Annotated in this window: 12 protein-coding genes; 6 read left to right on the top strand and 6 right to left on the bottom strand. The window is 72.2% G+C overall.

The window, feature by feature from the left end; genetic code table 11:
- Positions 1–29 precede the first annotated feature (29 nt).
- On the top strand, positions 30–377 hold the full coding sequence (locus NR112_RS03485) for a hypothetical protein (protein ID WP_256792577.1): 348 nt from the start codon (positions 30–32) through the stop codon (positions 375–377).
- A 190-nt stretch (positions 378–567) separates the two neighbouring features.
- Here NR112_RS03485 and NR112_RS03480 read toward each other — a convergent pair whose 3' ends face one another.
- Positions 568–1,365, bottom strand: a complete 798-nt coding sequence (locus NR112_RS03480) for an SDR family oxidoreductase (protein ID WP_256792576.1) — start codon at positions 1,363–1,365, stop codon at positions 568–570.
- 271 nt (positions 1,366–1,636) lie between these two features.
- Here NR112_RS03480 and NR112_RS03475 point away from each other — a divergent pair, with 271 nt between their 5' ends.
- On the top strand, positions 1,637–2,428 hold the full coding sequence (locus tag NR112_RS03475; RefSeq protein WP_256792848.1) for an electron transfer flavoprotein subunit beta/FixA family protein: 792 nt from the start codon (positions 1,637–1,639) through the stop codon (positions 2,426–2,428).
- Positions 2,429–2,469: 41 nt separating this feature from the next.
- Positions 2,470–3,435, top strand: coding sequence for an electron transfer flavoprotein subunit alpha/FixB family protein (locus tag NR112_RS03470; RefSeq protein WP_256792575.1), 966 nt, complete (start codon positions 2,470–2,472; stop codon positions 3,433–3,435).
- A 96-nt stretch (positions 3,436–3,531) separates the two neighbouring features.
- On the opposite strand, the gene NR112_RS03465 is transcribed toward NR112_RS03470, so the two are convergent.
- Positions 3,532–4,005 carry a hypothetical protein gene (locus NR112_RS03465; protein ID WP_256792574.1) on the bottom strand — a complete coding sequence of 158 codons (474 nt, stop codon included), beginning with the start codon at positions 4,003–4,005 and terminating at the stop codon, positions 3,532–3,534.
- Positions 4,006–4,076: 71 nt separating this feature from the next.
- Positions 4,077–5,594, bottom strand: coding sequence for a S8 family serine peptidase (locus tag NR112_RS03460; protein WP_256792573.1), 1,518 nt, complete (start codon positions 5,592–5,594; stop codon positions 4,077–4,079).
- A gap of 189 nt (positions 5,595–5,783) precedes the next feature.
- On the opposite strand from NR112_RS03460, the gene NR112_RS03455 reads away from it, so the two are divergent.
- On the top strand, positions 5,784–6,974 hold the full coding sequence (locus NR112_RS03455) for a cysteine desulfurase family protein (RefSeq protein ID WP_256792572.1): 1,191 nt from the start codon (positions 5,784–5,786) through the stop codon (positions 6,972–6,974).
- Positions 6,971–8,077, top strand: coding sequence for a tRNA 2-thiouridine(34) synthase MnmA (mnmA, locus tag NR112_RS03450; RefSeq protein WP_256792571.1), 1,107 nt, complete (start codon positions 6,971–6,973; stop codon positions 8,075–8,077). The genes NR112_RS03455 and mnmA overlap by 4 nt, the downstream gene beginning before the upstream one ends.
- Positions 8,078–8,090: 13 nt before the next feature.
- On the opposite strand, the gene NR112_RS03445 is transcribed toward mnmA, so the two are convergent.
- Positions 8,091–8,978, bottom strand: coding sequence for a GNAT family N-acetyltransferase (locus tag NR112_RS03445; RefSeq protein WP_256792570.1), 888 nt, complete (start codon positions 8,976–8,978; stop codon positions 8,091–8,093).
- A gap of 383 nt (positions 8,979–9,361) precedes the next feature.
- Here NR112_RS03445 and NR112_RS03440 point away from each other — a divergent pair, with 383 nt between their 5' ends.
- A complete protein-coding gene (locus NR112_RS03440; protein WP_256792569.1) occupies positions 9,362–10,342 on the top strand; it encodes a methionine synthase in 981 nt (326 codons plus the stop codon).
- Positions 10,343–10,430: 88 nt separating this feature from the next.
- On the opposite strand, the gene NR112_RS03435 is transcribed toward NR112_RS03440, so the two are convergent.
- Both NR112_RS03435 and NR112_RS03430 read right to left on the bottom strand, forming a co-directional pair.
- Positions 10,431–11,663, bottom strand: a complete 1,233-nt coding sequence (locus NR112_RS03435; RefSeq protein ID WP_256792568.1) for an Ig-like domain-containing protein — start codon at positions 11,661–11,663, stop codon at positions 10,431–10,433.
- A gap of 158 nt (positions 11,664–11,821) precedes the next feature.
- Entirely contained in the window at positions 11,822–13,333 is a 1,512-nt protein-coding gene (locus NR112_RS03430; protein WP_256792567.1) for a long-chain fatty acid--CoA ligase, read from the bottom strand.
- Positions 13,334–13,418 lie beyond the last annotated feature (85 nt).

Below are 13,418 nucleotides of genomic sequence, written 5' to 3'. Positions count from 1 at the left end.
CGTCTCCGGGAGCTCGGGAGGACTGTGCCGTGACCGCCGTGCCCGGCCGCCGGCCCCTCGACGTCCTCGTCGTCTACGTCCCCGTCGGTGACACCGACGCGTTGCTCGAGGCACTCTTCGCCGCCGGGGCCGGGACTGTCGGCGACTACCGCGAGTGCGCCTTCGTCACCCGCGGCACGGGGCAGTTCCGACCGGTTGCCGGCGCGACACCGACGATCGGCACGGTCGGTGACCTCGAGAAGGTCTCCGAGAACCGCGTCGAGCTCGTCCTCGACCGGGCGCTCCGGGCCGATGTCGTCGCCGCGCTCCGGGCCGCGCACCCCTACGAGGAGCCGGCCTTCCACGTCCTCGAGACCGCCGACGTCGACCCCGCCTGACCGCCGGTCCGTGTCACCCGACCCTTGGGAGGCAGGGTCGGTGGGGGCAGATCTGGCGCGCCTGTTGCGCCGTGGCGCAGTTGGCAGGGTCGGTGGGGCAGATGTGGCGCGCTTGCTGCGCCGTGGCGCAGTTGGCGTGGCGGGGACGTATGCGGTCCGGCGCGGGACACTCGCCGTGGCGCGGTTGCGGTCAGGAGGTCTTGAAGCCGCCGTTGCTGTAGAGCAGCTGGCCGTTGATCCAGCCGCCCTGCTCCGAGAGCAGGAAGCGCACCAGGTCGGCCGTGTCGCGCGGCGTGCCGAGCCGGCCCGCGGGGGTGTCAGCGGTGCCGAGGGCCCGGAGCCGGTCGTCCATCCAGCCCGTGTCGATCGGGCCGGGGTTGATGACGTTGGCACGCACCCCGCGGGCGGCCAGCTCGATCGCCGCCGCGATGACGATGCGGTCGAGGGCGCCCTTGCTCGAGCCGTAGGGCAGGTTGTGCGCCGTGTGGTCGCTCGTCAGCGCCACGACGTGCGCGGCTGCGGGGCCACCCGCTGCCTGCTCGGGGAGCCGCTCGGCGAACGCGCGGATGAGGAGCCAGGTGGCACGGGCGTTGACGGCGTAGTGCCGCTCCCAGCTCTCGAGCGAGGTCGTGAGGATCCCGCTGTCGACCGACTCGCAGTGCGACATGACCAGGCCGGTCACGGGTCCGAGCCGCTCCGTCGCCGTGGCGACGAGGGCCTCGGGGACAGCCGGGTCCGAGAGGTCGCCGGGCACGAGCTCGACGCGGCGACCCAGCGCTCGGCACTCGTCGGCGACGGCCGCCGGGTCATCGGTGCCGCGCTCGTAGCCGAGCCGCTCGTCGTAGGGCTGCCAGTGGCCGAGGGCGAGGTCCCAGCCGTCCGTGGCGAGTCCGAGGGCGAGCTCGGAGCCGATCGAACGGCGCCTGCCGACCCCGGTGACGAGGGCGACCCGGGGGCTCGTGGACGGGACGGGAGAGGCGGACGACATGGCGCCCATCCTCCGCAGGTCGGACCACCCTCGACAACCGGTTTTGCTCGTCCGGGCCCACCCGGCAGGCCCACCCGGCAGGCCCACCCGGCAGGCCCGCCGCGTGCGCGCGGACGACAGGGGCGGCATACGCCAAGGGTCTGGTGGTGAGCGTCACGCCAGAGGCGTGCGGACTGAGCGGCCGCTCAGTGAGAGGATGGACGGCAGTGCCGGAGCGACCTCCGGCAGTTCCATGAGCACCACCACCAGCAACGGAAGAGGACGTTCACCCATGAACATCGTCGTCTGTGTCAAGTACGTGCCGGACGCCCAGGCCGAGCGCACGTTCAACGCATCTGACAACACGACCGACCGCGAGAACGTCGACGGTCTGCTGTCGGAGCTCGACGAGTACGCGGTCGAGGAGGCCCTGAAGATCGTCGAGGCCGGCGAGGGTGAGGTCACCGTCCTGACGGTGGGCCCCGACGCCGCCGCCGACGCCGTCAAGAAGGCCCTGCAGATGGGCGCCCACAAAGCCGTGCACGTCAACGACGCCGCCATCCACGGCTCCGACGCCATCGCGACCTCCCTCGTCCTCGCCGAGGCCATCAAGAAGATCGGGGCTGAGACGGCTGTCGACCTCGTCGTCACCGGGATGGCCTCGACCGACGGCACCATGGGTGTCGTGCCCGCGATGCTCGCCGAGCGACTCGGCCTGCCGGCCGTGACGTTCGCGTCCGAGCTGACCGTCGAGGGCTCCACGGCGACGATCCGCCGCGACGGCGATGCCTCGACCCAGACGATCACGGCCACGCTGCCGGCCCTCGTGTCGGTCACCGACCAGATCAACGAGCCGCGCTACCCCTCCTTCAAGGGGATCATGGCCGCGAAGAAGAAGCCCGTCGAGCAGTGGAGCCTGGCCGACCTCGGCGTGGACGCCGCGCAGGTCGGCCTCGACGCCGCCTGGACGAAGGTCGAGTCCTTCACCGCGCGCCCCCCGCGCAGCCAGGGCGAGATCGTCGCCGACGAGGGCGACGGCGGCGCCAAGCTCGCCGCGTTCCTCACCGAGCGCAAGTTCGTCTGACCTGCCCCTGACCTTCCCAGCCAGCAAAGGAGATCCGCACCATGGCTGAAGTACTCGTGCTCGTCGACCACGTCGAGGGCAAGGTCCGCAAGACCACCTCGGAGCTGCTGACGATCGCCCGCCGCCTCGGCGAGCCGTCCGCCGTCTTCATCGGCCCCGGCTTCGACGCCGCCAAGGACACCCTCGCCCGCTTCGGCGCCGAGAAGGTCTACCGCGTCGAGTCGCCCGAGGTGCTCGAGCACCTCGTCGTCCCGCAGGCCGAGCTGCTCGCCCAGCTCGTCTCCTCGGCGTCCCCGGCCGCGGTCCTCGTGCCGTCCTCGCCGGAGGGCAAGGAGATCGCCGCCCGCCTCGCCGTCAAGACGGAGTCGGGCCTGATCACCGACGCCGTCGACGTCCAGGCCGCTGGTGACGGCAGCGGGGGTGTCGCGACGACGCAGTCGGTCTTCGCCGGCTCCTACACGGTGTCGGCCACCGTCACGAAGGGCACGCCCATCGTGGCCGTCAAGCCCAACTCGGCCACCCCCGAGGAGGTCGCCGGTGCGGCCGCGGACGAGGTGCTCGACTTCACCCCGTCCGAGGCTGCCAAGGGCGCCAAGATCACCGAGTCCAAGCCGAAGCAGGCCACCGGCCGCCCCGAGCTGACCGAGGCCGCCATCGTGGTCTCCGGCGGCCGTGGCACCGGTGGCGACTTCTCCACGGTCGAGGACTTCGCCGACAGCCTCGGCGCCGCCGTCGGCGCCTCGCGTGCCGCGGTCGACGCCGGCTGGTACCCGCACACCAGCCAGGTCGGCCAGACGGGCAAGCAGGTCAGCCCCCAGCTCTACGTCGCGTGCGGCATCTCCGGTGCCATCCAGCACCGCGCCGGCATGCAGACGTCCAAGACGATCGTGGCCGTCAACAAGGACAACGAGGCCCCGATCTTCGAGCTCGTCGACTTCGGCGTCGTCGGCGACCTCTTCACCGTCCTCCCGCAGGCGACCGAGGCGATCACGGCCGCCAAGGACTGACCGCCGCGTCGGGCCGAGTGCCCGACGCCGCACGACGGCGGCCCCCGACCATCGTGGTCGGGGGCCGCTGTCGTGCGAGCACGTGACCGGTCGGCCTCAGGCGGCCTCGGGGTCGAGGTCGACCCGCGACGACAGCCGGATCCAGCTCTCGAGCCGCTGCCGGTTGAAGGCGTATGCCGAACGCCCCGTCCCGACCGTCCACCACGCTCCGCGCAGCGCCTCCGACGGCAGGCGCACGGGACGGCCCTGGCCGCGCCGCCACTCGAGGCGTCCCCTCGACGTCACACGGCGGACGTGGCGCCGGTCGATCGTCGTCGTCGCGAGCGTGTTGTGGACGCGCAGGCTCTTCGTCCCGAGGTCGATGCGGGCCGACCACGCCCGCCAGCCGAGCGCCAGAGCGAGGGCCACGCACACGGCATACGCGATCGTCGCGGGCAGCGACGGGACGAGCCGTACGAGCAGGCGGGCCACGAAGTAGCCGATGACGGGACAGGCGAGGGCCGCGACGGCCCGGTGAGCGGCAGGAGCACGCAGCCGGCTGCCGCCGGTGCCCTCGTGCCTGCCACCCATGGGGCCGATCATAGGCAGACCGGCCCCACCGGTGGGGTGGACGGGCGACGCGGCTGGTGTTGCCTCCGGCCTCAGGGACGGATCGCGGTGGCCGCCGCGACGACGTCGACGAGGCCATGGCCCTTGTCGAACGACGTCGTGCCGTTGCCGGTCGGGTCGCTGACGTAGGCGGCCCCGTCGGTGTACTTCCAGGCCGTCGCCTTGATGACGGCCTCGACCTGGGCCGGCGTCGCGCTCGGGTTGGCCTGGAAGAGCTGCGCGACGATGCCCGAGATGTGCGGCGTCGCCATGGAGGTGCCGCTGATCGTGTTGTAGTCGCCGTTGTTGCGCGGGTCGCCGCCCGTCGTGCAGATCGGCAGGTAGATGCGGCACGACGACGTGATGCCCTCACCCGGCGCCGAGATGTCGGGGTAGCTGGCGAACTGTCCCGAGCGGCCGCGCGAGCTGAAGTCGCTGACCGTGCCGCTGCGGGTGCCGGTGTCCTGGTCGTTGTACGACGCGACGGAGATGATGCCGCCCGTCGGGTCCTGGCCGGGAGGGTTGGAGAGGTTGGCGGAGCCGTCGCCGCCGTCGTTGCCGTTGGCCCAGACCGAGACGACGCCCTCGCTGACGAGCGCGCGCTGGAGCTTGACCGTCGCCGAGTTCGGGTCGAACTCGCCTCCGCCCGTCGGTCCGTAGGAGTTGCTCGTGACCTTGATCGGCGGGCACGTGCTGGCCGGGACGCCCGCGCCGCAGGGCGCGGCGTGGTGCTCGAGGACCCAGTTGAGCGCCGAGTCGGCGCCGACGATGAGCAGCACGGCGCCGGTGCTCAGGCTGACGATGCTCGCGCCGGGGGCGGCCCCGTGCATCCTCGTGCCGTCGGACAGGGTGACGTCGCGTCCGGCGACGATGCCGGAGACGTGCATGCCGTGACCGCCCGCGGCGAGCAGGTCGGTGTTGAGGCTGCCGGCGTCGACGGGCTGGCAGGGGAGCAGCTCGAGCGGGTCGCACACCATCTTGAGGTTCCTCACGACGGCCGAGCTGCCGTCGGCGTTCTGGAGGAAGGGGTGCGTCGGGTCGACGCCGGAGTCGATGACGGCCACGCTCACGCCGGAGCCGTCGAGGGCCGTGCCGTTCGCCCCCGTGAGGGTCGCCCGGGCCTCGGAGCCGCGGGTGGCCGTGTTGGACGTCGACAGGAACAGGTCGATGGGCTGGTTGCCCTCGACGTACGTGACGCCGGGGACGGAGCGCACGGCGTCGATCTGCACGGGGAGCCCGGCCGCGACGACGACACCGATCTTGTCGTAGGTGTCGCGGACCGTGAGCCCGGACGCGGTGGCGGCACGGCGCGCGGCCCCGATGTCCGTCGCGTGGACGAGCACCGTCGTCGGCGTGACGGCGGACAGGGTCGACCAGTGCTGCGCGAGCCACCTCGACAGCGGTGCGCGGCCCTGGCCGGTGCTCAGCAGGCCGGCAGCGGCGCCGGACGGCGCGGACTGCGGGCCGGACGAGGCCGGCGAGGCGGCGGCGACCGTGGCCGAGGTCAGGGCGGTGGCTGCTGCCAAGGTGGCCGCTCCGAGACGGAGGCGGCGTGTGGCGGTCGATCGCATGAGATCCCTCTCTGCTGGGCCACCCCACGTCAGTGGAGGGTGGCGACGTGACAGGCCAACGAGGGGGAGTGGTGGGAGGTCACGCGCGGGTGCCGGCGGGACGGCATACGCCATCGCCCACGGGAGCGGGTGGGCGGCCTCGTCCTGCGCCCGTCCGGCCGGGGTGTCCGGGCGTCCTAGAATCGGTGGGTGACTGCCTATCTCGACCATGCGGCGACCACGCCGATGCTCCCCGCCGCCCTCGCGGCGATGACGGAGCAGCTGGCGGTCGTGGGCAACGCCTCGTCCCTGCACCGCACGGGTCGCGCCGCGCGCCGGGCCGTCGAGGAGTCGCGCGAGAGGATCGCCAGCTGCCTCGGGGCGCGACCCTCCGAGATCGTCTTCACCTCGGGCGGCACGGAGTCGGACAATCTCGCCGTCAAGGGCACCTACTGGGCTCGCCGAGACCGCGACCCTGCTCGCGTGCGTCTCCTCGTCGGCGCGACCGAGCACCACGCCGTGCTCGACTGCGTCGACTTCCTCGTCGCGTACGAGGGCGCCAAGGTCACCTGGCTCGAGTGCACCGCGGAGGGGGTCATCGAGCCTGCGACGGTGCGCGCCGCCATCGAGTCCGACCCGGACTCGGTCGCCCTCGTCACGGTCATGTGGGCCAACAACGAGGTCGGGGCCGTCCAGGACGTCCGCGCCATCGCCGACGTCGCCCACGAGTTCGGGGTGCCCTTCCACACCGACGCCGTGCAGGCAGCCGGGCACGTGGCGGTCGACTTCGAGGCGAGCGGCGCCGACCTCATGTCGGTGACGGCGCACAAGCTCGGCGGTCCCATCGGCGTCGGCGCCCTCGTGCTGCGCCGTGACGCGAGGCTCGTCCCGCTGACGCACGGTGGGGGACAGGAGCGGCAGGTGCGGTCCGGCACCCTCGACACCCCGGCCATCGTCGGCTTCGCCACCGCGCTCACCGAGGCCACGGCCTCGATCGAGGCCGAGTCGGCCCGGCTCGTCGCCCTGCGCGACGACCTCATCGAGCGGGCCATGGCGATCGCCCCTGACATCCGGCCGTCCGGGGTCTGGCGCCGCGGCGACGGCGTGAGCCGGCTCCCCGGCAACGTGCACCTGCTCGTGCCCGGGTGCGACGGTGACTCCCTGCTCTACCTGCTCGATGCCGCGGGGGTCTCCTGCTCGACGGGGTCGGCGTGCCAGGCCGGCGTGCCGCAGCCCAGCCACGTGCTGCTCGCGATGGGGGTCGCCGAGAGCGATGCCCGGGGCGCGCTGCGCCTGACGCTCGGGCACACCTCGACCCAGGCCGACGTCGACACGTTCGTCGACGCGCTGCCCGCTGCCATCGAGCGGGCGCGCCGCGCGCGGGAGGCGACCGCGTCGTGAGGGTCGTGGCGGCGATGAGCGGTGGCGTCGACTCGGCGGTCGCCGCCGCCCGCATGCTCGACGCCGGTCACGAGGTCGTCGGCGTCCACCTCGCCCTGAGCCAGAGCGCGGCGACGCTGCGCGAGTCGGCGCGCGGCTGCTGCACCATCGAGGATGCCGGCGACGCCCGTCGGGTGGCCGACGTGCTCGGGATCCCCTTCTACGTCTGGGACATGGCGGCCCGCTTCAAGCGTGACGTCGTCGACGACTTCCGCGCCGAGTACGCCGCCGGGCGCACGCCCAACCCATGCCTGCGCTGCAACGAGAAGATCAAGTTCGCCGCGCTGCTCGACAAGGCCCTGGCCCTCGGCTTCGACGCGGTGGCGACGGGCCACTACGCCCAGGTCGTCGAGTCCGAGGACGGGCACGGGAGAGTGCGGCGCGAGCTGCACCGCGCCGTCGACATGGCCAAGGACCAGAGCTACGTCCTCGGCGTGCTCGATGCCGACCAGCTGGCCCGGTCGTTCTTCCCGCTCGGGGACACGACGAAGCCGCGGATTCGCGAGGAGGCGGCCGAGCGGGGCTTCTTCATCGCCAAGAAGCCTGACAGCCACGACATCTGCTTCATCGCCGACGGCGACACCAAGGGGTGGCTGACGCGCGAGCTCGGCGAGGCCCCCGGAGACATCGTCGACACGTCCGGTGAGGTCGTGGGCCAGCACGCCGGGGCCTTCGCCTACACGGTCGGACAGCGCCGCGGGCTTGCGCTCTCGCGGCCCGCCGCCGACGGCGAGCCGCGCTACGTCGTCGAGGTCCGCGCCGAGACCAACCAGGTCGTCGTCGGCGCCGCCGACCTGCTCGGTGTCAACGCGATCACCGGCGACCACGCCCGCTGGTGCGGCCTGGCACCGGAGGGCGTCGTGCACGTCGGCGCGCAGGTGCGCGCCCACGGCGAGGAGTATGCCGCGACCGCCCGGGCCGACGGCGACCGCGTCGAGGTGCGGCTCGAGGGCCGTGTCCGTGGCGTCGCGCCGGGACAGTCCGTCGTGCTCTACGAGGGGACGCGGGTCGTCGGCTCGGCCACGATCTCCGCGTCTCGGCTCGAGCGAACCCCCGTCGGGTAGCCGGGAGCCGACCTCAGTCCAGCGAGCGGGTCCACGTGACGGTGCGGGCGCGCGGTCGGAAGCCCAGGGCGCGGTAGAGCCGCTGCGGTCCCGGATAGTCGTCGTCGCCGCGCGGGCTCACCTGTGCGACAGAGGCGCCCACCTCGGCGACCCGGTGCAGTGCTGCGAGCGTCACGGCTCCTGCGAGTCCGCGACCGCGGCGCTCGGGCACGCAGCCCACCGGCTCGACGAGCCCCGCACCGTGGGCAGGGTCGAGCCACACGAGGGCCGAGGCCACCATGGTGTCGTCGGCGTCGACGGCGACCCAGTCGAGGTCGTGGCGGTAGGGCCACGCGGCCATGAGCTGCTCGTAGGCCTGCTCGTCGACCTTCGACGGACCGACGTCCGACCAGGACGCGACGTGGACGGCAGCGCGGGTGCGGGCCTCGTGCCGCTCGATGTGCCGGAAGGTGTAGCCCGGCACGTCCGGCACCGGCGGAAGGTCGGCGAGGTCGAGCACGTGGTGGGCGAAGAAGGGCTCGCCGAGGTGTGGTTCGAATCCTGCTGCGGCGAGCGCCTGCTCGGCGACGTCTCCCTCCATGACGAGGGCGGACTGAGTCTCTGCGTCGCTCACCTCCTCGAACCAGTCGATGACCTCCTCGGCGACGTCGGGACGCGCGGGGTCGACCTGGAGCTCGAGCCAGTCGGGTGCCTCGGCCCAACCGAAACCGACCACCTCGCCGCTGTCGGTCCAGAGGGCGATGGCCTCGCCGTCGTCGAGACCCATCGGGTCGACCGGCCGGTAGTAGCGGCTCCATGCGAGCTGACCGGGGTGAAAGCGCGAGGCGGGTGTCCAGAGCCGCGAGGCGAGGCCCTGCATCGCCCGCAGGTCGGCAGGTCCCGAGAAGTCTTGGCGGCGCACCGGCACCACGCTACTGCCGTGACCGCGAGCCGACCGACACCGTCGTTCCCTGCTCGCGACCCACGTCAGATCAAGAACCGCACACGCAGGCGGCCGAAGCGCCCCCACTGTCCCCATGGAGCACAGACGGGGGAGCGTCACGGGGGTCGCTGGGCAGCACCCCGGCGCCGTCCACCTCGTCGAGGTGCCGCACTCGCTGGCCGAGCAGCTCACGGCCATGGACGCCATCAGGCCGCTGATGGACGACGAGCCGAGAATCACCGGCACGGGGCCGGAACCCTGGACCGGGGGGGCTGCGCTTCGAGCGGGGCGAGCGCGCAGGGGTCCTGCTCTAGCCCACCTCGCGGTCTCGGCCCCGCGCCCCGTGCGCCTAGGCTGGCGCGGTGACTCTCGCTACCGGCATCGGCTCATGGCCCGGCACCTCGGTGCGCGACGCGGTGCGGCAGGTGCGCGAGATCCTGGACGGCCACCTGCCCTACCTCCCCGAGCTGCCCGCACGGGGTCCGGGCGGCGACATGGTCGGGCGCACGGCGGGCCTGCTCGTCGAGCTGCCCGTCGACCTCCAGCCCGTCGGCTGGCGCCTCGTCGACCGCCCCGGACGTGACGCGTCGCGCACGGCAGCGATGCTCCGCGAGGACCTCGACGAGCTCGCCGAGGCCTACGACGGGCACACCGGGGCGCTCAAGCTCCAGGTCGTCGGGCCATGGACCCTCGCTGCCAACGTCTGGCTCTCGCGCGGCGAGCGCGTCATCGTCGACGACGGCGCCAGCCGTGACCTCGTCGAGTCGCTCGCCGAGGGCGTACGCCTCCACGTCGCAGCCGTGCGCAGCCTCGTCCCCGGGGCGCAGGTCGTGCTCCAGGTCGACGAGCCCAGCCTGCCGACCGTGCTCGCGGGCCGGCTGCCGACCTCGTCGGGTTTCGGCCGTCTGCCGAGCCTCGACCCCCAGGTGGCCGCGGCCGGCCTGATGACGGTGCTCCGCGCGCACGACGGCGAGACGGTCGTGCACTGCTGTGCGGCCAGCCCGCCCCTGCCACTCCTGCGGGCCACCGAGCCGACTGCTCTGTCGCTCGACACCTCCCTGCTGCGCCCCCGCGAGTGGGAGGGCGTCGCCGTCGCGGTCGAGGACGGCATACGCCTCCATGCCGGTGTCGTGCCCACCGACGGGAGCCGGACGCGACCGCAGGACCTGGCCGCTGACCTCGTCGGGGTCTGGACGCGGACCGGGCTGCCGCTCCGGTCGCTCGCGGACGTCGTCGTGACCCCCGCGTGCGGCCTGGCCACCGCCTCACCGGAGGTCGCGAGAGCGGTGCAGCGGGCCGCCGTGGAGACCGCTCGCGAGCTCGAGGAGCGCAGCGCCGGCTGACCGTCGCCGGGGGCTCCCCGCCCCGAACGGCAAGAGCCGGCCACCCCGAAGGGAGGCCGGCTCTGCTCGGTGAGCTCGGTCGATCAGCTCAGAGCGCGGAGCCCGCGGCCCACTTGGCCCAGCTGAGGTTCCAGTCCGAGTAGCCGTTGCCCATCGTCATCGGACGGGTGGTGCCCGTCGTCTCGACGACGTCGCCGATCTGCATCTGGCCGAAGAGCCACTGGCCGTTGGCATCGCTCATGCCCGTGCAGCCGTGGCTGACGTTGCGCTTGCCCTGGTCGGCGACCGACCACGGCGCCGTGTGCAGGAACTCACCGGAGTTCGTGACACGCATGGCGTACTTCACCGGGGTGTCGGCGTAGTAGTTCGGGTCGTCCTTCTTCAGGCCGATGGTCTCGGCACGCATCGTGATGTTGGTCTGCTTGTCCATGATGACCTTGACGCCCGAGCGGGTGACGAAGCCGGGACGACCACCCGTGACGGGGATGCGCTTGGTCCACTTGCCGTTGATGAAGAGGTCCAGCTGGTCCGTCTTGAGGTTGACCTTGGCCACGACCGCGCGGCCGATCGTGAAGTCCGACGTGCGGCTCATCTGGCCGTAACGGTCGGCGCCGGCGGGCACGCCGTTGAGGTCGGCCTCGACGTGCACCTTGGTGCCGGCCTTCCAGTACGTCTTGGGACGCCAGTGCGCCTCGCGCGAGCTGAGCCAGTACCAGGACCCGGCCTGGGCGGGGGTCGAGGTCACCTTCATGTGCTTCTCGAAGCTCGCCTTGTCGACGACCGGGAGGTCGAAGCGGACGACGACCGGCATGCCGATGCCGACGGTGCCTCCGTCACGCGGGGAGACGGCGACGTAGACCTGGTCGTCGAGCGTGAGGTTCGCGGTGCGGAACGTCTCCGTCGCCTCCGTGGTCTTGCCGTCGGAGTCCTCGGCCGTGAGGTCGAGGGTGTACTTGACGCCGGGCTCGAGCAGGTCGGACGCGGTCCACGTGCCGCCGTCGAGGGTGCCGTCGACGGGGATGCGGTTGCCCTTCTTGCTCTTGTACGAGAGCGAGGCCTTCTTGAGCGTGCCCTTCTCGGCCGAGGCGGTGACCCGCGTGTCGACGGAGACGTCCTCGGACTCGTCGCCCGGGGTCGTCTTGAAGACCACCGGGTCGGTGGTCGGCGTGGGTGCAGCCGACGTCGTGCCACCAGCGGTGGCCGATGAGGAGCCCGCGGGCTTGCCGTTCTCGGCCGTGGCGGTGGCATTGCAGGCCGTGACGCCGAGCATGGCCAGGACGGCCATCCCCGAGACTGCGGCGGAACGGATGCTCAACTTCACGCGTGAATACCCTTCGCAGACGTGACGCCGGGCGTCCCAGGGCGGGACGGGGTGCGGCACGTCGATAGTGACCCTGCTCCAGTGTCACCGATCCCGCCCAATACGCCAAAACGTACGGCGAGTCCAAACTCCTGCGTGTCGCAGGGTCGGGGGGCGGCTCAGGACGTGGTCCGCGGACGCACCTCGCGACGCAGGATCTTGCCCGTGGGGCCCTTCGGGAGCTCGTCGAGCGACCAGATGCGGCGGGGGTACTTGTAGGCCGCCAGGCGCTCCTTGACGTAGTTCTGGACGTCCTCGAGCGTGGCCGTCGAGCCGGGGCGCAGCACCACGGCGGCACCGACCTCCTCGCCCATGAGGTCGTCGGGGACGCCCACGACCGCGGCCTCGAGCACCTCGGGGTGCGTGTACAGCACCTCCTCGACCTCGCGCGGGTAGACGTTCAAGCCGCCGCGGATGATCATGTCCTTCTTGCGGTCCACGATCGTGTAGTAGCCCTCGTCGTCGACGGTGGCGAGGTCGCCCGAGCGGAACCACCCGTCCGGGATGGCCTCCTTCGTGGCCTCGGGACGGTGCCAGTAGCCCTTCATGATGTTCTCGCCGCGGATCGCGATCTCGCCGATCTCGCCCGCCGGGGTGTCGTTGCCCTCGAGGTCGACGAGCTTCATCTCACAGCCCGGGATGGCGCGGCCGATGGTGCCCGGCTTCGTGGGCTTGTCGGGCATGTTGAACGAGGCGACGGGGGAGGTCTCGGACAGGCCGTAGCCCTCGAGGATCTGGCAGTGGAACTTCTCCTCGAACGCCTTCATCACGGCCTCTGGCATCGCCGATCCGCCCGAGGCGCACGTGCGCAGGCTGCTCGTGTCGGCCTCGTCGGCGTTCGGGTGGTGGAGGATCGCGGCATACATCGTCGGGACGCCCTGGAAGATCGTGACGTGGTCGCGGCCGAGGACCTCGATGGCCTTGGCCGGGTCGAACCGCGGGATGAGCGTCAGGGTCGCGCCGCGCTGGACGGAGGTGTTGAGCCCGCACGTGAGGCCGAAGACGTGGAAGAGGGGCAGGCAGCCCATGATGACGTCGTCCTCGGTGATCTGCATGATGTCGGTGGCCGAGCGCTCGGCGTTGCGGTGCAGGTTGAAGTGCGTCAGCTCGGCGCCCTTGGGCTTGCCGGTGGTGCCGCTCGTGTAGAGGATCACGGCGGTGTCGTCGTCGGCGCACTCGACCGGCTCGAGCACCGGAGGGCCCGCCGTCTCGGACGCGTCGAACTGGCCGTCGGCCGGTCCCATCGGGCCGCACACGACGAGGCGGGTGCCGGTCTCGGCCGCAGCCTTCCCGGCCTCGTCGGCGAAGTCCGGCCACACGAAGCTGAAGCGGGCGCCGCTGTCCTCGTAGAAGTACTGGATCTCGCCGGACTTGAGCAGCGGGTTCATCGGCACGACGACGCCGCCCGCGAGCAGGGTGCCGTAGAAGGCGACGGGGTATGCCGGCACGTTGGGGAGGATGAGGGACACCCGGTCGCCGGGCTCGAGTCCCGCCGCACGCAGCTGGCCTGCCACGGCCGCCGCCGCGCGGTGCAGCGCCGACCACGACAGCTCGACCTGGTCGAGCTTGATGCCCACCTTGTCGGGGACGCGTGCCGCGGTGGCGGTGAGGTTGGCGGCGAGGTTGGTCATCTCTGCTCCTTCGCAGGGGGCGGGCTCCGGCCCATTGTCACTGCTGGGTCGCCCGGTGAACAGACCCGTCGCCACGTGAGGAGTC

The sequence above is a fragment of the Terrabacter sp. Ter38 genome (genome assembly GCF_024519435.1).
In the GTDB taxonomy this organism is placed as follows: domain Bacteria; phylum Actinomycetota; class Actinomycetes; order Actinomycetales; family Dermatophilaceae; genus Terrabacter.
Note: the sequence above shows the minus strand (reverse complement) of the source record. Positions and strands in the feature narration are given on the sequence as shown.